This window comes from Actinomycetospora chiangmaiensis DSM 45062 (genome assembly GCF_000379625.1).
GTDB classification, from domain to species: domain Bacteria; phylum Actinomycetota; class Actinomycetes; order Mycobacteriales; family Pseudonocardiaceae; genus Actinomycetospora; species Actinomycetospora chiangmaiensis.
The window spans coordinates 152,540-173,385 of sequence record NZ_KB903243.1 but is presented as its reverse complement, the minus strand read 5'-3'; the positions used below and the strand labels follow the sequence as shown (position 1 = coordinate 173,385).

The 20,846-nt window shown below is 73.2% G+C and carries 23 protein-coding genes; 17 read left to right on the top strand and 6 right to left on the bottom strand.

What is annotated here, in order from left to right; genetic code table 11:
- The first annotated feature begins 253 nt into the window (after positions 1-253).
- On the top strand, positions 254-967 hold the full coding sequence (locus A3CO_RS0120285; RefSeq protein ID WP_026204807.1) for a hypothetical protein: 714 nt from the start codon (positions 254-256) through the stop codon (positions 965-967).
- Between the two features lie 158 nt (positions 968-1,125).
- On the opposite strand, the gene A3CO_RS0120280 is transcribed toward A3CO_RS0120285, so the two are convergent.
- Positions 1,126-1,380 carry a DUF2630 family protein gene (locus A3CO_RS0120280; RefSeq protein ID WP_018334079.1) on the bottom strand — a complete coding sequence of 85 codons (255 nt, stop codon included), beginning with the start codon at positions 1,378-1,380 and terminating at the stop codon, positions 1,126-1,128.
- A gap of 87 nt (positions 1,381-1,467) precedes the next feature.
- On the opposite strand from A3CO_RS0120280, the gene A3CO_RS0120275 reads away from it, so the two are divergent.
- Positions 1,468-1,905: a Brp/Blh family beta-carotene 15,15'-dioxygenase gene (locus A3CO_RS0120275; protein WP_018334078.1), complete on the top strand. Its 438-nt coding sequence runs from the start codon at positions 1,468-1,470 to the stop codon at positions 1,903-1,905.
- On the opposite strand, the gene A3CO_RS0120270 is transcribed toward A3CO_RS0120275, so the two are convergent.
- On the bottom strand, positions 1,877-2,305 hold the full coding sequence (locus tag A3CO_RS0120270) for a TIGR03618 family F420-dependent PPOX class oxidoreductase (RefSeq protein WP_018334077.1): 429 nt from the start codon (positions 2,303-2,305) through the stop codon (positions 1,877-1,879). The two genes, A3CO_RS0120275 and A3CO_RS0120270, sit on opposite strands and share 29 nt — an antisense overlap.
- Before the next feature lie 97 nt (positions 2,306-2,402).
- Between A3CO_RS0120270 and A3CO_RS0120265 the strand changes: the two genes are divergently transcribed.
- From A3CO_RS0120265 to A3CO_RS0120245, 5 genes are all read left to right on the top strand, one after another.
- Positions 2,403-3,203, top strand: coding sequence for an ABC transporter permease (locus A3CO_RS0120265; RefSeq protein ID WP_018334076.1), 801 nt, complete (start codon positions 2,403-2,405; stop codon positions 3,201-3,203).
- Positions 3,204-3,615: 412 nt separating this feature from the next.
- Positions 3,616-3,966 (top strand): hypothetical protein, encoded by a 351-nt coding sequence (locus tag A3CO_RS36130; protein ID WP_018334075.1) that lies wholly within the window; start codon positions 3,616-3,618, stop codon positions 3,964-3,966.
- A 123-nt stretch (positions 3,967-4,089) separates the two neighbouring features.
- Positions 4,090-4,713, top strand: a complete 624-nt coding sequence (locus A3CO_RS40245) for an Lsr2 dimerization domain-containing protein (RefSeq protein ID WP_018334074.1) — start codon at positions 4,090-4,092, stop codon at positions 4,711-4,713.
- Between the two features lie 75 nt (positions 4,714-4,788).
- Positions 4,789-5,931 (top strand): acetyl-CoA C-acetyltransferase, encoded by a 1,143-nt coding sequence (locus A3CO_RS0120250; RefSeq protein ID WP_018334073.1) that lies wholly within the window; start codon positions 4,789-4,791, stop codon positions 5,929-5,931.
- A 103-nt stretch (positions 5,932-6,034) separates the two neighbouring features.
- The gene (locus A3CO_RS0120245) at positions 6,035-6,400 is read left to right on the top strand and encodes a LysM peptidoglycan-binding domain-containing protein (protein ID WP_018334072.1); all 366 of its coding nucleotides are present in this window, start codon (positions 6,035-6,037) and stop codon (positions 6,398-6,400) included.
- A gap of 162 nt (positions 6,401-6,562) precedes the next feature.
- On the opposite strand, the gene A3CO_RS36125 is transcribed toward A3CO_RS0120245, so the two are convergent.
- Together A3CO_RS36125 and A3CO_RS0120235 are read right to left on the bottom strand one after the other, a co-directional pair.
- Positions 6,563-6,937, bottom strand: a complete 375-nt coding sequence (locus A3CO_RS36125) for a VOC family protein (RefSeq protein WP_018334071.1) — start codon at positions 6,935-6,937, stop codon at positions 6,563-6,565.
- Positions 6,938-7,102: 165 nt separating this feature from the next.
- Positions 7,103-7,858, bottom strand: coding sequence for a GntR family transcriptional regulator (locus A3CO_RS0120235; protein WP_018334070.1), 756 nt, complete (start codon positions 7,856-7,858; stop codon positions 7,103-7,105).
- 129 nt (positions 7,859-7,987) lie between these two features.
- Between A3CO_RS0120235 and iolC the strand changes: the two genes are divergently transcribed.
- From iolC to A3CO_RS38300, 10 genes are all read left to right on the top strand, one after another.
- A complete protein-coding gene (gene iolC, locus A3CO_RS0120230; RefSeq protein ID WP_018334069.1) occupies positions 7,988-8,995 on the top strand; it encodes a 5-dehydro-2-deoxygluconokinase in 1,008 nt (335 codons plus the stop codon).
- On the top strand, positions 8,992-9,897 hold the full coding sequence (locus A3CO_RS0120225) for a class I fructose-bisphosphate aldolase (RefSeq protein WP_018334068.1): 906 nt from the start codon (positions 8,992-8,994) through the stop codon (positions 9,895-9,897). The genes iolC and A3CO_RS0120225 overlap by 4 nt, the downstream gene beginning before the upstream one ends.
- Complete coding sequence (iolB, locus tag A3CO_RS0120220) at positions 9,894-10,796, top strand: 5-deoxy-glucuronate isomerase (RefSeq protein ID WP_018334067.1); 903 nt, start codon at positions 9,894-9,896, stop codon at positions 10,794-10,796. Before A3CO_RS0120225 ends, iolB begins: the two co-directional genes overlap by 4 nt.
- A complete protein-coding gene (iolD, locus tag A3CO_RS0120215) occupies positions 10,796-12,709 on the top strand; it encodes a 3D-(3,5/4)-trihydroxycyclohexane-1,2-dione acylhydrolase (decyclizing) (RefSeq protein ID WP_018334066.1) in 1,914 nt (637 codons plus the stop codon). The genes iolB and iolD overlap by 1 nt, the downstream gene beginning before the upstream one ends.
- 14 nt (positions 12,710-12,723) lie before the next feature.
- On the top strand, positions 12,724-14,262 hold the full coding sequence (locus A3CO_RS0120210) for a CoA-acylating methylmalonate-semialdehyde dehydrogenase (RefSeq protein WP_018334065.1): 1,539 nt from the start codon (positions 12,724-12,726) through the stop codon (positions 14,260-14,262).
- Between the two features lie 298 nt (positions 14,263-14,560).
- Positions 14,561-15,496, top strand: coding sequence for a sugar phosphate isomerase/epimerase family protein (locus tag A3CO_RS0120205; RefSeq protein ID WP_018334064.1), 936 nt, complete (start codon positions 14,561-14,563; stop codon positions 15,494-15,496).
- A 14-nt stretch (positions 15,497-15,510) separates the two neighbouring features.
- Positions 15,511-16,563, top strand: coding sequence for a Gfo/Idh/MocA family protein (locus tag A3CO_RS33390; RefSeq protein ID WP_018334063.1), 1,053 nt, complete (start codon positions 15,511-15,513; stop codon positions 16,561-16,563).
- Positions 16,560-17,444: a sugar phosphate isomerase/epimerase family protein gene (locus tag A3CO_RS0120195; protein ID WP_018334062.1), complete on the top strand. Its 885-nt coding sequence runs from the start codon at positions 16,560-16,562 to the stop codon at positions 17,442-17,444. The genes A3CO_RS33390 and A3CO_RS0120195 overlap by 4 nt, the downstream gene beginning before the upstream one ends.
- Entirely contained in the window at positions 17,441-18,583 is a 1,143-nt protein-coding gene (locus A3CO_RS0120190; RefSeq protein WP_018334061.1) for a Gfo/Idh/MocA family protein, read from the top strand. Before A3CO_RS0120195 ends, A3CO_RS0120190 begins: the two co-directional genes overlap by 4 nt.
- 32 nt (positions 18,584-18,615) lie before the next feature.
- The gene (locus A3CO_RS38300; protein WP_018334060.1) at positions 18,616-18,783 is read left to right on the top strand and encodes a hypothetical protein; all 168 of its coding nucleotides are present in this window, start codon (positions 18,616-18,618) and stop codon (positions 18,781-18,783) included.
- A 23-nt stretch (positions 18,784-18,806) separates the two neighbouring features.
- Here the strand turns inward: A3CO_RS38300 and A3CO_RS0120180 are convergent, their stop codons facing one another.
- Both A3CO_RS0120180 and A3CO_RS33385 read right to left on the bottom strand, forming a co-directional pair.
- Entirely contained in the window at positions 18,807-19,409 is a 603-nt protein-coding gene (locus A3CO_RS0120180; RefSeq protein ID WP_018334059.1) for a DJ-1/PfpI family protein, read from the bottom strand.
- Positions 19,410-19,832: 423 nt separating this feature from the next.
- The gene (locus A3CO_RS33385) at positions 19,833-20,846 is read right to left on the bottom strand and encodes a LacI family DNA-binding transcriptional regulator (protein WP_018334057.1); all 1,014 of its coding nucleotides are present in this window, start codon (positions 20,844-20,846) and stop codon (positions 19,833-19,835) included.

Here is a 20,846-nt window from a genome sequence, read left to right as displayed (position 1 = left end):
TGAGGTTAGTCCGTCGCGGAGCCCGAGCGGGCGGCTTCCGACGCTTCGCCGGCTTGGCGCACCCCCGACTCCGGCGGCTGCCTCGCATGGACGCTCCGTCCCCTCGTCGGGGGACAGCGGTGTCGACCGGGGCTCGGGCTGCTCGGGGGACGGGACCGATCCGGTCGCGGCGGCAGAGTTCTCCTCATCAGCACGGAGAACGCCCCACCCGGACGCTCCCCGCACCACCTCCCTCACCCCTCGGGAGCTCGTCATGCGCCTCACCCGGATCGCCGCCGCCACCCTGATCGCCGGCTCGCTCACCGTCGCCGGCACCGGCGTCGCCCTGGCCGACACCGTCGTCCCGCAGACCTCGGCCGGGACGATCTCGGCCGTCTCCGAGCCCGGGGTCCTCACCCTCTCGGCGTCCTCGGTGAAGGCCGGCGCGCAGCTCACCTTCTCCGGGACGTTCGCCGAGCCGGCCGCCTCGACCGCGACCGGCCCGATCACCGTGACCTCACCGGCCTTCGCGGGGCCGGCCATGCTGACCCGCTCGAACCCGGAGGCGTTCGCCGGGTCGGCCACGGTCGCGACCCGCGCGAAGGCGGGCACGTACACGGTGACCGCGTCGTCCTCGGCCGGCACCGTCACCAGCCGGATCACCGTCGTCGGGGGCGCACCCGCGCCGGTCCCCGCCCACCACGGTGGCGGCACCGCCGCCGGGACGCACTCCTCGGGACACGGCCCGACGTCGGGCACGGAGAGCAGCACCATCTCCGACACCAACAGCACCGACTCCACCGACACCACCTCCGCCGCGATCGCCGACCCGACGAACTCCGACGTCCTGCCCTGGGTGCTGGGCGGTGCCGGCGCGGTGGTGCTGATCGGTGGCGGCGCGTACGCGATCGGCCGGGGCCGCCGCGCCGACCGACGGGTGCCCGCCCCGCAGGAGGACGCGCGGACCGAGGTCATGTCCCGCCGCTGAGCAGCGACCACGAGGCCGGGATCCGTGTCCGACGGACACGGTCCCGGCCTCGTGCTGTTGACGCCGAGCAGGACGGTCAGGGCGGTGGCGGTCAGGACGAGGTGTCGGAACCGGCGGGGCGGGGCGGCCGTAAGCCGGACATCGTGACCGTCGCCGGACTACTGCCGGTAGCCCTCGACGGTGCCCGCGTCGCGCTCGTGGGCCTCGGCCGGGTCCTGCCCGGCGTCGCGCTGGGCCTGACGCTGTCGCTTGAGGTCGAAGAGCCGGTCGCGTTCGACCTGCAGGGCGTGCAGGCGTTCCGCGTCCGCGTCGCTCAGCCCGCCGTGGCTGGTGCTGCGCAGGGCGTGCTCGGCCTCGGCGTTCTCGTCGATCGCCCGGGCGAGCTCGTCGTCGGTACGGGGTTCGTCGGCCATGGGCCCCAGCGTCCTCCCGGGTGACGGTGCCCGCATCGCGGATCGGCGGGCGGTCGAGGGGGATCGCGGGGGCGTGGACGTCTCCCCGTGCGACGCGCTCCGGCGGGCGGCCGCCGGGCCGCCGCGGGTGAGCTCGCGCTGCTCACCGCGCTGTTCCTCGTCGTCCCGCCGCTCGCGGCCTTCGGGCTGTACTTCGGCGCCTGGCACGGGCTGCGGCACCTCGCCCGGCTCGTGGCCCTCGACCCCGCGAATGCGGCCGACCTCGGGCAGCGGCGCCTCGCCCGTCCCGTCGGCCGGGTCCTGCGGCAGGCCGCCCTCCCGACGACGGCGGTGCTCGCCGCCCTGGGCGTGCTCCTCGCGGTCCCGGGGCTCGCGGGCCGGGCCGTCGAGGGCCTGGTCCCGGCCGGGCTCGCCCTGGTGCTGGCGCTGACCGTGCCGCACATGGCGGTGGTCGCCGTGATGGACCGCCGACAACGACCCGGAGGGCCGCCGGAGGTCAGTTCGAGTACACCCGCGTCGGGGTGACGAACACCGCCGCCCGCCGGTCCCGGGCCATGACGGCGTCGAACTCGTCCCAGTCGTCGTGGGTGCCGCCGGCCGCGCGGAACACCGCCCGCACGAGCTCCGGGATGTCCTCGGCGCCCGGCAGCGGATCGTCCGGGCCGGCGATCTCGGCCGTCCCCTCGACCGTGCCCCAGCGCCATCCCGAGCGTGCCGTCACGGCCGTCCACGGCCGCCGCCGCAGGTTGCCGAGCTTCGCCCGGCCGTAGGTGACGAAGGCGAGCACGTCCTGACCCGTCACCGGGTGCGCCATCACCCCGGCGTTCACCAGCGACGACTGGATCGACCCGTCCGCCCGCGCGGTCGCCACCACCACCAGGCCCTGCTCCTCGGCGGCCAGGGCACCGAACTCCACGAGGTCCATCGCCCCATCGTGCCCTGTCGGTTCCCTGACGGCGGGTTCCCGACGACCTGTCGAGCGCGATCGCGTCGCGCTGCCCCGACCCCGCCGGACCCCCACGATGACGGACGTGGCTCTCACGGGCACGGTCGAGCAGTCGGCCGGGCGCCCACCCCTGCGGTGGCGCGCGGTCCTGGACGCGTGCGCGGCGAACCCGGGCCTGTGGGTGACGCCCCTGCTCGTCGTCGCGGGTGTGTCGGTCGCCTTCGGCACGGTCTACGCCGGGCGGCTCGACTCCCTCGAGGCACGGGCGCTCGACCCGGCGAACGTCCTCGGCCAGCTCACCCAGCACCTGATGCTGACGCTGTACTCCACGCTGCTGGTCCTGGTGATCGCCCTGCCGCTCGGCCTCGTGCTGAGCCGACCGCGGTTCGCGGCCCTCGCGCGCGTCGTGGCGCTCGTCGGCGGGTTCGCGCAGGCCCTGCCCGCGTTCGGGGTGCTGATCCTGCTCGGCTTCTGGCGCTTCGGGCTGCCGAGCGCGGTCCTCGGGCTCGCCCTCGCCGCCTTCCTGCCCGTCCTGCGCAACACGATCGTCGGCTTGGCGGAGGTCGACGAGGGGGTCGTCGAGGCCGCGCGGGGCATGGGGATGTCGGCGCGGCAGTGCCTGCTCCGGGTCGAGATCCCGCTGGCGATCCCGGTGATCGTCGCGGGGGTCCGGGTGGCGCTCGTGCTCAACGTCGGCACCGCCACCCTCGCCTCCTACATCGGTGCGGGCGGCCTCGGCGCACTCATCCAGCAGGCGCTGCTGCTCAACCGGCTCACCGTGCTCGTCGTCGCAGGCTCCCTGGTCGCGGCCCTGGCTCTGCTGGTGGACTGGCTCGCCGGACTCGTCGAGCGGGCCGTCGCGGCCCGGACCGGCTGACCTCACACCGGAGCGCGCCCCGCTCCACGAGCCCGACGAGCTCGTCAGTGCGCGTACGCCCGCGTGAGTACGCCCTCACCGCACTCGGGACCACGCTCGAGGAGCCTTCCACGTGCTGACCACGTGGGCGAGGACGCACAGGGAGACGGTCCTCGAGGCGGGCACGCAGCCCGTCGAGGACAAGACCTGACCGCCATCTGATCCACGCTCGTCGTCATGAACCCGATGGAGACCTTCCGGCAAGCCGACCGCGCGATCGAGGGCGTCGTCGACGGGATTCCCGACGACGGGTGGGAGCGGGTCCCCGGGCCCGTCTTCGCCTCCGACCCGATCGGCGGTCGCAGCGTGCGGGACGCCGTCGCGCACCTCGCCCGACGAGGCGTGGATCCCCTCCCAGCTCGCGGGCGAGACGATGGACGGTGCAGGCGAGCCCGACGTCGGGCCGTTCCCCGACCTGGCGCGGCGGGCGCGGGGGGCCGCCGACCGCGTGACCGACCTCGGCGCGACCGTGCACTGCTCCTTCGGCGACTGCACCGTCGAGGAGTACCTGTGGCAGCTGACCGTGGCCCGGACCTTCGCGGCGGAGGCGCTCGCCCGGGCCGTCGGCTCGTCCTCGGCGGTCGACGAGGAGCTCGCGGCCGCGGTCCTCGTCGGGCTCCGACCGCGGGCGGGGCTGTGGCGGAGCGTCGGCATCCTGCTGCCGGCGCGTGTTCCCGTGTCGACCTCGGCGCGACACCGCCTGCTCGCCGTGGGCGGTCTGTGATCAAGGCCGCCGTCGTGTCCCGCGCCGAGTGTCGGGGTGAGCTGGTAGGACCTGCGCGGGGAGCGGGACCGGGGGGACCGGCGTCCTCGCCCACTCACCCAGGCCGACCCGAGGAGCACAGGTATGGCCACCAGGACCACCGTCACGTTGGTCGACGACCTCGACGGCGGCACCGCGGAGGAGACCGTCGGCTTCGGGCTCGACGGTGCCGTCTACGAGATCGACCTCTCGGCGGCGAACGCCGGTGAACTGCGCGCGGCACTGGAGCGCTACGTCGCCGCGGCCCGACGCACCGGCGGGCGCCGCGCGACGGGGAACGGGGTGACCGCCCCGGCCGCGCCGTCGCCGTCCTCCTCGGCGCCGTCGTCCTCGTCGCGGGAACGCAACCAGGAGATCCGGGCCTGGGCCAACGAGCACGGCGCCGGCCTGTCGTCGCGCGGCCGCCTCCCGGGCTGGGTCGTCGAGGCGTTCGACGCGGGGGACCCGTCGTTGCTCACCCGGACCGACGAGTCGGCGCGCACTGAGCCGGCTGGGCCCGCTGAGCCGGTCGAGCCCACTGAGCCGGTCGAGCCGGCCGAGCCCGACTCCGCCGCCGAGGAGCCGCGGGGCCGGGACGGTCTGACGGCCGACGAGCGTGAGCGCATCCGAGCGTGGGCGATCGACGAGGGCATCGAGGTCAAGGCGCGCGGCCAGCTCAAGAAGGACCTGATCGCGAACTACCAGGCCACGGCGACACGGCAGGGCTGACCGCAGCCCTGGTGTCAGCGGTGGCCCACCGCTGACACTGATCGTCAGCATCCGCACACACCCGGAGGAGGCACCGTGGCCGAGGCCTACATCGTCGACGCCGTCCGATCGCCGATCGGCACGCGCAAGGGCAAGCTCGCCGACGTCCACCCCGCCGACCTGGGAGCGCACGCGCTGACGGCGCTCATGGAGCGGACGGGTGTCGACCCCGGGGCCGTCGAGGACGTCCTCATGGGCTGCGTGACACAGCTCGGCCCGCAGGCCGGGGTGATCGGCCGGACGGCGTGGCTCTCCGCCGGCTTCCCGGAGCACGTCCCCGGCACCACGATCAACCGCGCGTGCGGCTCCTCGCAGCAGGCGCTGCACTTCGCGGCGCAGGGGATCATGTCCGGGACGCAGGACCTGGTCGTCGCGGCCGGCGTGGAGAACATGGCGATCGTGCCGATCGACGCGAACGCCTCGGTGCTCGAGCGCATGGGCACCCGCCGCGAGGGCGCGAAGTGGATCGAGCGCTACGGCGAGCAGGAGATCAGCCAGTTCCGCGGGGCGCAGCTCATCGCGGACAAGTGGGGCATCACGCGGGAACGGATGGAGGAGTTCGCGGTCGAGTCGCACCGGCGGGCCGCCGTCGCGACCGACGAGGGCCGGTTCACCGGGCAGATCGCCCCGCTGAACTCCCTGTCCCGCGACGAGGGCATCCGGCCGAACGTCGACCTCGAGAAGATGGCCTCCCTCCCGCCGTTGCGCGAGGGTTACGCCCTGACGGCGGCGGTCTCCTCGCAGGTGTCGGTCGGTTCGGCGGCCCTGCTGATCGCCTCCGAGCAGGCGATGCGCGACCACGGCCTCAAGCCGGTCGCGAAGGTCTCGACGATGGCTGTCGTCGGAGAGGACCCGGTCCTCATGCTCACCGGCCCCATCCCCGCGACGCGGTCGGTCCTGAAGAAGGCGGGCCTGACGATCGACGACATCGACCTGTTCGAGTGCAACGAGGCCTTCGCGCCGGTGGTGCTCGCGTGGGCCGAGGAGACCGGCGCCTCGCTGGAGCGCACCAACGTCAACGGCGGTGCCATCGCGATGGGCCACCCCCTCGGAGCGACCGGAGCCGTGCTCGCGACGAAGCTCGTGCACGAACTGCGCCGTACCGGCGGGACGCGCGGTCTGCAGACGATGTGCGAGGGCGGCGGCCAGTCGAACGCCACCATCATCGAGCGAGTCTGAACAGCCCAACAGTGAGGGCCGGTCGGCGCCGGTCGTTCCGACCATCGAGGGGCGGATCGGTTCCCTGCTCGCGCGACCCGCGTGGGGCTCGCACCATCATGGGGTGAGCCTCGGGCGGGTGGTCGGCATCCTGGTGGGGCTGCTCGTGCTCTACGCGATCATCTCCCAGCCGCTGACCTCGGCGGCGATGGTCCGCAGCGGGGGCAACGCCCTGCAGTCGGCGGGGACGAGCCTGATCCAGTTCGTGCGGGGCGTCGCGCCGAGTGGCGGGTCGTCGGGGTCGGCGTCGGTGTCGGTGTCGGGCGCGAGTTCGTCCGGATCAGGGGCCGGCACCTACACGGTCCGATCCGGCGACACCCTGTCCTCCATCGCCGCGCGCAACGGCGTGAACCCCGGATCGCTCGCAGCGCGCAACGACATCGCGAACCCGAACCTGATCGTCCCCGGCCAGCAGCTGTCCCTGCAGTGACCTGTTCGCCGAGCAAGAACTGGTCGAGCCGCGCGACGTGGTCGCTCATCGATCACTTCGCGCGGCGGGATGAGATCTTCGAGGTGGCTCGGCCCGGTGCGCCCCTCCGAGGAGGGCCGGAACCGTCAGCAGCTGTCCCTGCGCTGACCGGGGACGCGGAGATCAGCGCGTCGCGTTGTGGCCGCGGACGCCCTCGGCGAACTCGACGGTGAACCCGTCGGGATCGCGGAGCTGCATCGAGCGCTCGAAGCCCCGGTCGCGGGGCGGTACACGGACCTCGATGCCCGCGGCGACGAGCTCGGCGTAGCGGCCGTCGAGATCGTCCGTCCCGAGCTCGACCTGCACGAGGGCCGCGGCGGCGCCGAGCCGGCCCACGGCAGCACGGGCCTCGAGCAGTCCGAGCGTCGCGCCGTCGAAGCGCAGCAGCGCGAACCCGCCGTTGCGAATCTCCTCGACGAAGCCGAGCGACCCGTAGAAGCGGACGGACCGCTCCAGGTCGGTGACGGGCAGACTCAGGCCTTCGAACCAGGTGGTCATGACGCTCCTCGCGCAGCACGATCGGACGCGCCACGGGGAGCCGCCACCGGCGACACCCGGAGCGTTCCGACGCCGCACTCCGAGCGAGCGCGAGCGTACCGGTGCGCCACGCCCCTGTGTGCGTCCGTGCCAGGGCACGGAAAAGTACTGACGGGGTGGAGCCACCTAGACGACGACCGACGTCTCCACCGTGTACCGGTCGGCGCGGTAGAGGTGGCGCCCGACCTCGACCAGGGCCCCGGCGTCGTCGTACACGAGCATCTCGGCCGTGACGCAGGCCAGCGGCGTCTCCTGCTCGAGCAGCGACGCCTCCTCGTCGGTCGCCAGGCGGGCGCCGATCGTCTGGCGGGCGATGGCGATCTGCACGCCGCGGGCGCGCAGCAGATCGTAGAGGCCGGTGACGGTGAGCTCGGCGAGGTCGTCCTCGGTGAGGCGCACCGGCTCGGGCAGGTAGTTCGTCATGACGGCGAGCGGCTCGTCGTCGGCGGAGCGGAGCCGGCGGATGCGCTGCATCGTCTCGTCGGGCGGCAGCACCTCGGCGAGCCCGAGCGACGACGCGGGCACGGTGTCGGCGGAGAGCAGCCGGGTCCGCGGCGAGCGACCCGCCGTCGTGAGGTCCTCGTGGAGCGACGACAGCCGGACGTCGCGGTGGATCGCGGGGCGGGTGACCTGCGTGCCGAGCCCCCGGCGCCGCACGAGCATGCCCTTGCGGACCAGTTCCTGGATGGCCTGCCGCGCGGTCGGCCGCGCGAGGCCGAGCCGCTCGGTGAGGGCCAGCTCGTTCTCGATCCGGTCGCCGGGCCGCAGCTCTCCGGAGACGATCTTGCCCTCGATCGCCTGGGCGAGCTGGTGGTAGAGCGGCACGGGGCTGGTCCGGTCGAGCCGCACGTCCAGCGGGACGGCCTCGGAGCGGGTGGCCATGGCGCGAGCATAACGCTCCACGTCCTATTGTCATCATGTCTGTACAAAGTATTGACGTTGTCGGTGGCCCGGCCTACCGTTCGCTCCTGACGCCGGAACCCGCCGCGACGAAGCACCGAGAGGGCCATCATGAACGCCTCCGTCGAGCCGCCCGAGGTCCTGACGTTCGGCCGGGCCGGGGTGGACATCTACCCCCTGCAGGTCGGGGTCGGGCTCGAGGACGTCACCTCGTTCGGCAAGTTCCTCGGGGGGACCACCGCCAACGTCGCGGTGGCCGCGGCCCGGCTCGGGCGCCGCGCCGCGATCATCACCGGCGTCGGGGACGACCCGTTCGGCCGCTACGTGCGCCGGGAGCTGAACCGGCTCGGGGTGGACGACCGGTACGTCGTCACGAACACCGAGTACGCCACGCCCGTCACCTTCTGCGAGATCTTCCCGCCGGACGACTTCCCGCTGTACTTCTACCGGAAGCCCACCGCGCCGGACCTGCAGGTGCGTCCTGCGGACCTCGACCGCGACGCCATCGCGGGCACCGACCTCCTGTGGCTCTCGGTCACCGGGCTGTCCGAGGAGCCCTCGCGCTCGGCGCACCACGAGGCGCTCGCCGCCCGTGGCCCCGGCCGCACCGTGCTCGACCTGGACTACCGGCCGATGTTCTGGGAGTCCCCGGAGCAGGCCCGCGCCGAGATCCAGAAGATCCTGGGCCAGGTGACGGTGACGGTCGGGAACCGCGAGGAGTGCGAGGTCGCCGTCGACGAGACCGACCCGGACCGGGCGGCCGACGCGTTGCTCGACGCCGGGGTGACGCTCGCCGTGGTCAAGCAGGGGCCCAGGGGCGTGCTCGCCAAGACCCGGACGGAGCGGGTGGTCTCCCCGCCGCTCGACATCACCCCCTACAACGGCCTCGGCGCCGGCGACAGCTTCGGGGGCTCGCTGGCCCACGGTCTGCTCGCGGGCTGGCCGCTCGCCGAGGTCCTGCACCGCGCCAACGCGGCCGGGGCGATCGTCGCCTCGCGCCTCGAGTGCTCCACCGCCATGCCGACGCCGGCCGAGATCGACACCCTCCTCGCGGAGCAGAACCCCGTCGCTCCGCTCGCCCCTGCCGGCGACCCGAACGAGAACCCGGTGACCCCGTGACCCCCTCCTTCGTGTCCGACCTCGCGGAGCTCCGCGACGTCCGGGCGCACGACCCGGGCCGCGTCGGCGCGCTGCTCGCCGCTCGGGCGCGCCAGCCGTTCCTGCCCACCGACCGCCGGCTCATGCTGGTCGCGGCCGACCACCCCGCCCGCGGCGCGCTGTCGGTGCGCGGCAACCCCGACGCGATGGAGAGCCGCCCCGAGCTGCTCGACCGGCTGGTCACCGCGCTCGCCCGCCCCGGCGTCGACGGGGTCCTGGGCACCGCCGACGTCCTCGAGGACCTGCTCCTGCTCGGGGCGCTCGAGGACAAGGTCGTGGTCTCCTCGATGAACCGCGGCGGCCTGGCCGGCTCGGCGTTCGAGATGGACGACCGGCTCACCGGCTACGACGTGGCCGCCACCGTCGACGCGGGCTTCGAGGCCATCAAGATGCTCACCCGCATCGACCTCGCCGACCCCGCGACCGTGGTCACCCTCGAGACCTGCGCGCAGGTCGTCAGCGAGGCCAACCGCGCCGGCATCGTCGCGATGGTCGAGCCCTTCATCTCGCGCCGGGTCGACGGCCGCGTGGTCAACGACCTGTCGCCCGAAGCCGTCATCCGCTCCGTGCACATCGGGCAGGGTCTCGGCGCCTCCAGCGCCTACACCTGGCTCAAGCTGCCCGTGATCGACGACATGGAGCGGGTCATGGCGGCGACGACGCTGCCGACGCTGCTCCTCGGCGGCGACCCGGCCGGCCACCCCGACGACACCTACGCCTCGTGGGCCCGTGCCCTCGCGCTCCCCGGGGTCCGTGGGCTCGTCGTCGGCCGCTCCCTGCTCTACCCGCCCGACGACGACGTCGCGGCCGCCGTCGACACCGCCGTGTCGCTCGTCCGGCCGCCGAAGGAGGCCGCGGCATGACCCGCACCGTCCTCGGCAACGAGCTCCACCTCCCGTCGGGAAGCACCGCCGCCGACGGCTTCGACACCCTGATCACGCCCGAGGTCGCCGGCTGGAGCCACTCCTCGTTGCGCATCCTCACGCTCGCCCGCGGCGAGGAGCGGAGGGTCGCGACGGCGGGTGAGGAGATGTTCGTCGTCCCGCTCGGTGGGGCGAGCGGAGCGACGGGGAGGGGCCGGGCGTCGGGCGCGGTCACCCTCGGAGGCACGACGTTCGAGCTGCAGGGCCGGTCGAGCGTGTTCGCCGGCGCCACCGACGTCGTCTACCTCCCGGTCGACGCCGAGGTCACGGTGCGCGGCGAGGGACGCTTCGCGCTCACCGGTGCCCGCACCGACCGGCAGCTCCCGTTCCGCTACGCGCCCGCCGCCGACGTGCCGGTCGAGCTGCGCGGCGCCGGGCAGGCCAGCCGGCAGGTTCGCAACTTCGGCACCGTCGGGGTGTTCGAGACCGCCTCGTTGATCGCGTGCGAGGTGATCACCCCGAACGGGAACTGGTCGAGCTACCCGGCGCACAAGCACGACACGGCGGGCCCGCACGAGTCCGAGCTCGAGGAGATCTACTACTTCGAGATCGCGCCCTCGCCGCACGGCACCCCGGGCATCGGCTACCACCGCACGTCCACCTCGGAGGCGGGCGAGATCGACGTGCTCGTCGAGGTCCGCGACCGCGACACCGTGCTCGTCCCGTTCGGCTGGCACGGACCGTGCATGGCCGCGCCGGGGCACGACATGTACTACCTCAACGTCATGGCCGGCCCCGGGCCGGAGCGTGCCTGGCGGATCACCGACCACCCCGAGCAGGCGTGGGTGCGGGAGACGTGGGCGGACCAGGGCATCGACGCCCGATTGGGAGGCCAGTAGTGGAGACCGTCCGGCTGACCGTCGCCCAGGCGACGGTGCGCTTCCTCGCCGCGCAGTACTCCGAGCGCGACGGCGTGCGGCAGAAGCTGTTCGCCGGCTGCTTCGGCATCTTCGGCCACGGCAACGTCGCTGGCCTCGGGCAGGCGCTGCTGCAGGCGGAGCTGGCTGGAGACGCTGCGCCCGACGCCTTCAGATACGTCCTCGGGCGCAACGAGCAGGCCATGGTGCACACCGCGGTGGCCTACGCCCGGACGCAGGACCGGCTGCGCACCTGGGCCGTCTCGACGAGCGTCGGCCCGGGCGCCACCAACATGGTCACCGGCGCCGCCCTCGCGACGATCAACCGGCTGCCGGTGCTGCTCCTCCCCGCCGACACGTTCGCCGACCGCGCCGCCTCTCCGCTGCTGCAGGAGCTGGAGCTGCCGGGTTCGGGCGACGTGACGGTCAACGACTGCTTCCGGCCGGTGTCGAAGTACTTCGACCGCGTGTGGCGCCCCGAGCAGCTGCCGGCCGCGCTGCTCTCGGCCATGCGCGTGCTCACCGACCCGGCCGAGACCGGCGCCGTCACCGTCTGCTTCCCGCAGGACGTGCAGGCCCAGGCCCACGACTGGCCGGTCGAGCTGTTCGCCGAGCGCACCTGGCACGTGGCCCGCCCGGTCCCGGAGCGGTCCGCCGTCGCGCGGGCCGCCGAGGTGATCCGCTCCGCGCGCGTGCCGCTCGTCGTCGCCGGCGGCGGCGTGCACTACAGCGGTGCGGTCGAGGCCCTCGGCGCGTTCTGCGAGGCCACCGGCATCCCCGTCGGCCAGTCGCAGGCCGGCAAGGGCACGCTCGCGTGGGACCACCCCCAGTGCCTCGGCGCGATCGGCTCCACGGGCACCACCGCGGCCAACGCGGTCGCCGCGGACGCCGACGTCGTCATCGGGATCGGCACCCGGTACTCCGACTTCACGACGGCGAGCCGCACCGCCTTCGCGCACCCGGACGTCCGCTTCGTCAACGTGAACGTGGCGCCGATCGACGCGGTGAAGCACTCGGGCGTGGCCGTCGTGGCCGACGCGCGCGAGACGCTGGAGGCACTGACCGCTGCGCTCGAGGGCCACACGGTCGACGCGTCCTACGTCGAGCGGTACCGCGCCCTGGACGCGGAGTGGGCCGCGACCGTCGACGCCACCTACCACCCGGAGACCCCGGCCGGTGCCGACGGCCTGCTGACACAGGGCGAGGTCCTCGGCATGGTCAACGACCTGTCCGACCCCCGCGACGTCGTGGTGTGCGCCGCGGGCTCCATGCCCGGCGACCTGCACAAGCTGTGGCAGACGCGGGACCCGAAGGGCTATCACGTCGAGTACGGCTACTCCTGCATGGGCTACGAGGTGGCGGGAGGCCTCGGCGTCGCCCTCGGGTCGCCCGACCGCGACGTGTTCGTCCTGGTCGGCGACGGTTCCTACCTGATGATGGCCACCGAGCTGGTCACCGCCGTGCAGGAGGACCTCAAGGTCATCGTGGTGCTCGTCCAGAACCACGGCTTCGCCTCGATCGGCGCCCTCTCCGAGTCGCTCGGCTCGCAGCGGTTCGGCACGAGCTACCGCTACCGCACGTCGTCGGGTCGGCTCGACGGCCCGCACCTGCCGGTCGACCTGGCCGCGAACGCCGAGTCGCTGGGCGTGCCGGTCCGCCGCGTCCGCACGGCGGACGAGTTCGCCGCAGCGGTGACCGCGGCGAAGGCCGAGGACCACGCATCGGTCATCCACGTGGAGACGGACCCGCTGATCGGGGCACCCGACTCTCGGTCCTGGTGGGACGTACCGGTCAGCGAGACCGCCACGCTCGCCTCCACCCGGTCCGCCCGAGCCACCTACGACGCCAACAAGGCGAGGCAGCGGCCCTTCCTCGCGCCCGCCGAGAAGCACTGATTCGGAGATACGAGATGACCAGCACGCTGGACGAGACCGCCACCACCCCCACCGACGGCGGCGTCCCGGAACTCACCCACTGGATCGGCGGCCGGGCCACCCCCGGTGGCAGCGGGATCTACGGCGACGTCACGAACCCCGCCACCGGTGAGGTGAGTGCGCGGGTGCCGTTCGCCTCGGCCGAGGAGGTCCTCGACGCGGTCGCGGCGGCGAGGGCGGCCTTCCCTGCGTGGCGGGACACCTCGCTGGCGCGGCGCACCTCGATCCTCTTCCGGTTCCGGGAGCTGCTGAACGCCCGGGCGGGTGAGCTCGCGGAGCTCATCACCGCCGAGCACGGCAAGGTCCTCTCCGACGCCGCCGGGGAGGTCGCCCGCGGCCAGGAGGTCGTGGAGTTCGCCTGCGGCATGCCGCACCTGCTCAAGGGCGGGTCGACGGAGAACGCCTCGACCGGTGTCGACGTGCACTCGGTCCGCCAGCCGCTCGGGGTCGTCGGGATCATCTCGCCGTTCAACTTCCCGGCGATGGTGCCGATGTGGTTCTTCCCGATCGCGATCGCGGCGGGCAACACGGTCGTGCTCAAGCCGAGCGAGAAGGTCCCGTCGGCGGCGCTGTGGATGGCCGAGCTGTGGCGGGAGGCCGGGCTGCCCGACGGCGTGTTCAACGTCGTCAACGGCGACAAGGTCGCCGTCGACGGGCTGCTCACCAGCCCCGACGTCAGGTCGATCAGCTTCGTCGGCTCCACCCCGATCGCCCGGTACATCTACGAGACCGGCACCGCGCACGGCAAGCGCGTCCAGGCCCTCGGCGGCGCGAAGAACCACATGGTGGTGCTGCCCGACGCCGACCTCGACCTCGCCGCCGACCAGGCCGTCAACGCCGGCTTCGGCTCCGCGGGGGAGCGCTGCATGGCCATCTCGGCGCTCGTCGCGGTCGGCGACTGCGCGGACACCCTGGTCGGGAAGATCGCCGAGCGGGCCCGCGGGCTGCGCACTGGCGACGGACGCCGGTCCTGCGACATGGGCCCGCTGGTGACGAAGGCGGCCCAGGACCGGGTCTCCGGCTACGTCGACGCGGGCGAGCGCGAGGGCGCGACGGTCGTGGTCGACGGGCGCAACGGCGAGTTCGACGCCGACGGGCAGGGTTTCTTCGTCGGCCCGACGCTGCTCGACCACGTCGGCACCGACATGTCCGTCTACACCGACGAGATCTTCGGCCCGGTGCTCAGCGTCGTGCGCGTCGACTCCTACACCGAGGCCGTCGACCTGATCAACGCCAACCCGTACGGCAACGGCACCGCGATCTTCACCAACGACGGCGGCGCGGCACGGCGGTTCCAGAACGAGGTCGAGGTCGGGATGATCGGCGTGAACGTGCCGGTCCCGGTGCCGATGGCCTACTACTCCTTCGGCGGCTGGAAGAACTCGCTGTTCGGCGACACCCACGCCCACGGCACCGAGGGCGTCCACTTCTTCACCCGCGGCAAGGTCATCACCACCCGCTGGCTCGACCCGTCCCACGCCGGGCTGAACCTCGGCTTCCCCACCAACGCCTGACCCCGCGGCCCGACGGCGGGATGAGGAGCACCCGCCGTCGCGGGAACGCGATCGAGACGCCCTCGTGGGGGAGGAGCGTCCGCGAGCCTCCTGGCGATGGGAGCTGCGGAAGCGGCCATGGCTTCCGGCGCGTCCCGGGATGCACGACGTGCACCTCGCCGTCAGCGCATGCCTGGAGCGCTCTAAGTACATCCTTATATTGTCTGTACAAAGCGTTGACGACGACGGGTGCGGCTGCCTAGCGTCGTTCCCGTCCGGTGGCGTCGAGCCCCGACCCCGACTCATCGAGGAGATCGCAGTGAGCAGCATCCGCGTCGGCTCCGCCCCCGACTCGTGGGGCGTGTGGTTCCCGGAGGACCCGGAGCAGACGACCCCCGAGCGGTTCCTCGCCGAGGTCGCCGGTGCCGGGTACGACGTGATCGAGCTCGGCCCGTACGGCTTCCTGCCGACCGACCCGATCGCACTGGCCGACGCCCTGCGCGGGCACGGCCTGTCGGTGTCGGCCGGCACGGTGTTCGAGCACCTGCACCAGCCCGACTCCTGGGATCACGTGTGGGACCAGGTCGCCGACGTCGCGTCCCTGACACGCGCGGTCGGTGGCGAGCACCTCGTCGTCATCCCGGAGCCGTGGCGTGACCACAAGACCGGTGCGCCGAAGGAGCCCCGTGAGCTCGACGCAGCCTCCTGGGACCGCCTGACGACGGGCATGGACACCCTCGGCCGCCGCGTGCTCGAGGAGTACGGGCTGCGCGTGCAGTTCCACTCGCACGCCGATTCGCACGTCGGGTACCAGCGCGAGATCGAGCGCTTCGTGGAGTCGACCGACCCGCGCTACGTGAACCTCTGCCTCGACACCGGCCACGTCTCCTACTACGGCGGCGACAACGTCGCGATCATCCGCGCCTACCCGGAGCGCATCGGCTACCTGCACCTCAAGCAGGTCGACCCGGCGATCGTCGCCCGCGTCGAGGCCGAGGACCTGCCCTTCCCCGACGCCGTCCGCGCGGGCGCGATGATCGAACCGCCGCTCGGCGTGCCGTCGATGCCCGACGTGCTCGCCGCCGTGGAGGAGGCCGTCCTCCCGGTCAACCCGGACGTCTTCGCCATCGTCGAGCAGGACATGTACCCCTGCCCGCCCGACATGCCGCTCCCCATCGCGAAGCGCACCCGCACCTACCTCGCCGGCTGCGGCGGCGCCGTCGCCGTCGGCCCCGCCGCCCTCACCACCGCCTAGGAAGGAGACACCCCATGACCAGCCCCAGGGTCGAGCTCAGCTCCGCTGCGTCTCCCGACGACCTCCGCGTCGCCGTCCTCGGCGTCGGCAAGATGGGCGCCTTCCACGTCGACAGCCTCTCGCGCCGCACCCGCGGCGCCCGGGTCACCGTCGTCAGCGACTTCGTCGACGAGCAGGCCCACCGTGTCGGCGACCCGGTCGGCGCCCGGGTCGTCGCCGACCCGCTCGAGGCGATCCGCGCCGACGACGTCGACGCCGTCGTGCTCGCGAGCCCGGGCGCCGCGCACCACGAGCAGGTCCTCGTTTGCCTCGAGGCCGGCAAGCCCGTGCTGTGCGAGAAGCCGCTGACCGTCGAGGCGTCCACCTCGCTCGAGGTGTACCGCCGCGAGTCGGACCTGGGCCGCCGTCTCATCCAGGTCGGCTTCATGCGCCGCTTCGACCACGAGTACGCCCGGCTGCAGCGCATGATCGCCGCCGGCGAGTTCGGCGCGCCCCTGATGCTGCACTGCACGCACCGCAATCCGGACGTGCCGAACTTCTTCGACTCGCAGTTCATGATCCGCGACTCGGTGGTCCACGAGGCCGACACCGCCCGCTTCCTGCTCGGCGAGGAGATCGCCGCGGTGAGCGTGGTCAAGGGTCGTCCGACCTCCACCGCTCCGGCCGGCACGTCCGACCCGATGCTCGTGCTGTTCGAGGCCGTATCCGGCGCGTTGGTGACCATCGAGATCTTCGTGCGGACCGGGGTCGCCTACGAGGTGCGCACCGAGCTCGTCGGCGAGCGCGGCTCGGCAACCATCGGGCTGGACCAGAACGTCGTCGTGAAGCGCCCCGGCGGTACCTGGGGCGGCACGATCACGCCCGGCTTCGTCGAGCGCTTCGGCCAGGCCTACGACGACCAGATGCAGCGCTGGGCCGACGCCGCCCGCGCCGGGATCGCCTCCGGCGGCGACGCGGTCGACGGCCCGGGCAGTTGGGACGGCTACGCGGCCGCGGCCATCTGCGAGGCCGGGGTGGCCGCCGTCGTGAAGGGCGTCCGCGTGGAGACCGGGATGGACGCGCGATGAAGCTCGCCCTCGATGCGCAGATGTTCCACCGGACGACGCCGGTGGTCGACCTGCCCGACGCCGTCGCCCGCGCCGGCTACCAGTGGATGGAGCTCTCCCCGAAGGAGGACTTCATCCCGTTCTTCGCACACCCGCGGGTGGACTCGGCGACGGTCGCGACCCTGCGTCGCCGCGCCGCGGACGCAGGCGTCGGGATCTCGTCGGTGCTGCCCGTCCTGCGCTGGTCGGGGCCGTCGGAGGAGGCCCGCCAGGCCGCCGTCCGGGCGTGGCGGCGGGCCATCCGCATCACCGTCGACCTCGGCGTCGACACGATCAACACCGAGTTCAACGGGCGGCCCGAGGCCGCCGAGCACGCCGAGGCCATGTTCCTGCGCTCGTTCGAGGAGCTGGCCCCGGACTTCGAGCGCGAGGGCATCAGGCTCGTGCTCGAGCCCCACCCCGACGACTTCATCGAGGACGGCCACGCCGCCGTCGACATGATCGCCGGGCTGGACCGGGACTGGATCACGTTCCTGTACTGCACCCCGCACACGTTCCACCAGGGGAACGACGCGGCCGGGATCATCGCCCACGCCGGGGCGCGGGTGACCAACGTGCACCTCGCCGACACGCTCGACCACCAGGCGTCGGGCGGGCTGCGCTACATCGTCAACCCGCCGGGGTCGACGGTGCGGGTGCACCAACACGCGCCGATGGGCGCGGGCGAGGTCGACTTCGACGAGGTCTTCGCGGCGCTCGCGACGGAGGGCTTCGACGGCACGCTCACCCACTGCGTGTTCGGGTGGGAGGAGCGCGCGCTCGACGTGGTGTCCCGCGATCGCGAGACGATCACGGCCCTCGTCGGGAAGCACTTCGGGACCGTCACCTGGGAGACGCCGTGACCGGCATCGGGCTCGTCGGGGCCGGGTGGATGGGCCACCTCCACGCGCGGGCGTACGCGCGGTTGCCGCACCACGTGGCGCTCGCCGACCGGCCACGCCTCGTCGCGGTGGCCGACGCCGTCGCCGCGGCGGCCGACGACTTCGTCGCGCGGTACGGCTTCGAGCGGGCCACCACCGACTGGCGCTCCGTGGTCGACGACCCGGCCGTCGGAGCGGTGAGCGTCGCGGCGCCCAACGGGTTGCACCGGGAGATCGGCGTGGCGGTCGCGCAGGCCGGGAAGCACCTGTGGATCGAGAAGCCCGTGGGCCTGACGTCAGTGGACACCGCCGCGGTCGCGGACGCCGTGCACGCCGCCGGCGTCACCTCCACCATCGGCTTCAACTACCGGATGGTGCCCGCGATCGCCCGGGCCCGGCGGCTGCTCGCCGAGGGTGCGATCGGTCGGCTCACACACGCCCGCTTCCGTCTGCTCACCGACTTCGCCGCCCATCCCGACGGCGGATTGAGCTGGCGGTTCACGCGGGCGCAGGGCGGGTCCGGGGTGCTGAACGACCTCGCCGTGCACGGCGTCGACCTCGTCCGCTTCCTCGTGGGCGAGCCGCGCAGCGTCGTCGCCGACGGCGAGCGGTTCATCCCTCGCCGCCCGGTGGCAGCGGCGGGGGCGAGCCAGTACTCCCGCGGGGGCGACGAGTACGGCGACGTCGAGAACCTCGACTACGTCTCCGTGCTCGGCCGGACCGTCGACGACGTCATCGTGCAGCTCGAGGCCAGCCGCGTGGCGGTCGGCGACCAGAACGACTACGGGTTCGAGATCCACGGGACGAAAGGCCTCGTGTCGTTCGACTTCCGGCGGCCGGGGGAGTTGCTGGTCTCCTCCGGCGACGGCTACGTCGACCAGGCGAGCTCGGTGGTGGCCGCCGCCCCGGGCGACGGCGACTTCGCCCTGTTCCAGCCCGGTGCCGGCAACCCCACGTCCCTGGACGACCTCAAGGTCTCCGAGGCGAACGCGTTCCTGCGTGGCGTCGGCGGCGGAGCCGTGGCGCCCGGCGCGACGATCGACGACGCCCTCGCGGCCGCCCGCGTGCTCGACGCGATCGCGCACTCGATGGACAAGCGGGCCTGGGTCGACCTGGGCTGAGCCGCCCCTCCGTCGAGCGGGCCAGCGGGACCGTGGTGCAGCACGAGTGGGCGGCGCAGCGGTCGGGCGCACGGATGGCGCACCTGGAGGGCGTCGGCCACTGGTGGCCCGAGGAGCCGCCGACGCCGGTCGCCGCGGCGCTGCAGGCCTTCTGGGCGGAGCTGCCCGATGTCGCCCGCGCTCCGGCGACCCGCACCTGACCCACCGAGCGGAACCCGACCCCTCAGGCCGGCGCGGAAGTCTCGAGGTCGATCTGCGGCGGATAGACCATGTGCGCCGCGACGGTGCAAGCGGTCTCCGGGTCGGCCTCCCGGGCAATCAGGTGCAGGGCGAGGTCGATGCCGCTCGTGACGCCGCCACCGGTGACCAGCGACCCGTCGTCCACGACCCGTGCGTCCCGCCGCACGAGCGCGCCGGACGCCTCGAGCGCGTCTATCGCGCTGGGGTGCGTGACGGCGGGTCGACCGGCGGTGAGGCCCGCGGCCGCCAGGATCATCGCCCCGGTGCAGACCGAGGCGACGATCGTACCGCGATCCGACAGGTCCGCGACCCGCTGCGGAAGCACCCCGCGGTCGGCCACTGCCCGGGCACCGGCTCCAGGCGTGAACCACCCACCGCCCGGAACGACGACGAGGTCGGGCTCCCCGAGCACCTCGGACACGGTCAGCACCACGCCGTGCGCACTCGTCACGGTGCCTGGCGCGTCTACTCCGACCAGCGTCGACGACCATCCGTCGAGCCGATGCGACGCGTGTGAGAACACTTCGTGCGGCCCGAACGCGTCCAGGTCGTCGAAGCCGTCGAACACCACGATCTCGATCCGCATGGCACCCAGCCTGGCCCGACCCGTCGTCGGGAACGAGTGGCTGGAACGACGATCACCACCAGAATCCGGCCAGTTACTGATCCGCGCTCGGAGCTCGCAGCGCTCCATCGCTCTGGGCGTGCTTCGACGGGATTCCCGACGACAGCTCGCTGGCGCGTTGATCGACGAGCCGGGTGAGGAGTTGCTGGGCGTAGCCGAAGACGAGGGCGTACGCCAGGATCTGCTGCTGGGACCCGAACGACCAGGTCAGGCCGGGAATTGCTTGGCCGTTGATCAGGATCAGTGCGCCGACCGCGGTCAGGGCGCCGGACGGGACCTTCAGTAGTGCGAGCGACGTGGCGAGGTTGTAGGGCGTCGGCCGACGGTCACCAGACCGTGCGTGTGCGGGGCTGTACCGACGAGTGACGTGAGCCGATCGAGGGCTCATCGCCCCGGTGAAGGCTCGCGCGGCGCGGCGGGAGCGCCGGTCGAGGAGCGGACCACGACCTCCGGCGGGATCACGACCTCCCGGCGTGTGGACCGTCCGCCGTCGAGACGCTCGCCGATCAGGTCGAGGGTGTGGCGGGTGAGTCCCGGGACGTCCTGGCGCACGGTCGTCAGGGCGACCGCGCCCATCCGCGCCAGGGGCGAGTCGTCGAAGCCGCCCACCGACACCTGCCCCGGCACGTCGACCCCGGCGCGCTGGAGTTCGGCGATGAAGCCGACCGCCGCCTGGTCGTTGAAGAGCAGGACGGCCGTCGGCCACGTGCCGGACAGCACCGCGCGAGCGCTCCGCACCCCGTCGTCGGCGTCCTTCCCGCCGGCGAGCACCAGCGGTTCCAGCCCGGCCTCGGCCATCGCGCGCCGGTACCCCGCCTCGCGGTCGGCCGCGATCACCACGTCATGGCCTCGGACATAGGTGATACGACGGTGTCCGAGCCCGATGAGGTGGCGGACCATCTCGGACACCCCCGACTCGTCGTCGAGGCGCACCACGTCGAGCTCCGCGCCCGGCATCCGTCGCCCGACCGTGACGACCGGCACCTGCCGGTCGAGGGCCACCAACCGATCGACCGGAGCCTCGGTACCGATCAGCACGAGCGCCTCGCACCGGGAGTCGAGCAGCGATTCGACGGCCCGCGCCTCGTCGCGGTGCGGTGTGCGCGGCCCGAGGAGCAGGTCGTAGCCGATCCGGTCGGCGGCCGCGAGCATCTCCTCGGCCAGCTCGGCGTGGAAGGTCGAGCGCACCTCCAGCACCACGCCGATCATCCGACTGCGTCGCGACGCCAGGGCGCTGGCGGCGCGGTCGGGTCGGTAGCCCAGCCGGTCGGCCGCGGCGAGGACGCGCTCCACCGTGTCGGCCGAGGGCCCCGGCGCCCCGCGCATCACCATCGACACCGAGGCCCGGGACAGCCCGACCTCGGCGGCGACGTCCTCGAGACGGATGCGCCGGGTCAC

Bases quoted from the DNA above. Each gene is read 5' to 3' on its own strand.
- A3CO_RS0120285 (WP_026204807.1), top strand. From the start codon at position 254: ATGCGCCTCACCCGGATCGCCGCCGCCACCCTGATCGCCGGCTCGCTC.
- A3CO_RS0120280 (WP_018334079.1), bottom strand. From the start codon at position 1,380: ATGGCCGACGAACCCCGTACCGACGACGAGCTCGCCCGGGCGATCGAC.
- A3CO_RS0120270 (WP_018334077.1), bottom strand. From the start codon at position 2,305: ATGGACCTCGTGGAGTTCGGTGCCCTGGCCGCCGAGGAGCAGGGCCTG.
- A3CO_RS0120265 (WP_018334076.1), top strand. From the start codon at position 2,403: ATGACGGACGTGGCTCTCACGGGCACGGTCGAGCAGTCGGCCGGGCGC.
- A3CO_RS36130 (WP_018334075.1), top strand. From the start codon at position 3,616: ATGGACGGTGCAGGCGAGCCCGACGTCGGGCCGTTCCCCGACCTGGCG.
- A3CO_RS40245 (WP_018334074.1), top strand. From the start codon at position 4,090: ATGGCCACCAGGACCACCGTCACGTTGGTCGACGACCTCGACGGCGGC.
- A3CO_RS36125 (WP_018334071.1), bottom strand. From the start codon at position 6,937: ATGACCACCTGGTTCGAAGGCCTGAGTCTGCCCGTCACCGACCTGGAG.
- A3CO_RS0120235 (WP_018334070.1), bottom strand. From the start codon at position 7,858: ATGGCCACCCGCTCCGAGGCCGTCCCGCTGGACGTGCGGCTCGACCGG.
- iolC (WP_018334069.1), top strand. From the start codon at position 7,988: ATGAACGCCTCCGTCGAGCCGCCCGAGGTCCTGACGTTCGGCCGGGCC.
- iolB (WP_018334067.1), top strand. From the start codon at position 9,894: ATGACCCGCACCGTCCTCGGCAACGAGCTCCACCTCCCGTCGGGAAGC.
- A3CO_RS0120210 (WP_018334065.1), top strand. From the start codon at position 12,724: ATGACCAGCACGCTGGACGAGACCGCCACCACCCCCACCGACGGCGGC.
- A3CO_RS33390 (WP_018334063.1), top strand. From the start codon at position 15,511: ATGACCAGCCCCAGGGTCGAGCTCAGCTCCGCTGCGTCTCCCGACGAC.
- A3CO_RS0120195 (WP_018334062.1), top strand. From the start codon at position 16,560: ATGAAGCTCGCCCTCGATGCGCAGATGTTCCACCGGACGACGCCGGTG.
- A3CO_RS0120180 (WP_018334059.1), bottom strand. From the start codon at position 19,409: ATGCGGATCGAGATCGTGGTGTTCGACGGCTTCGACGACCTGGACGCG.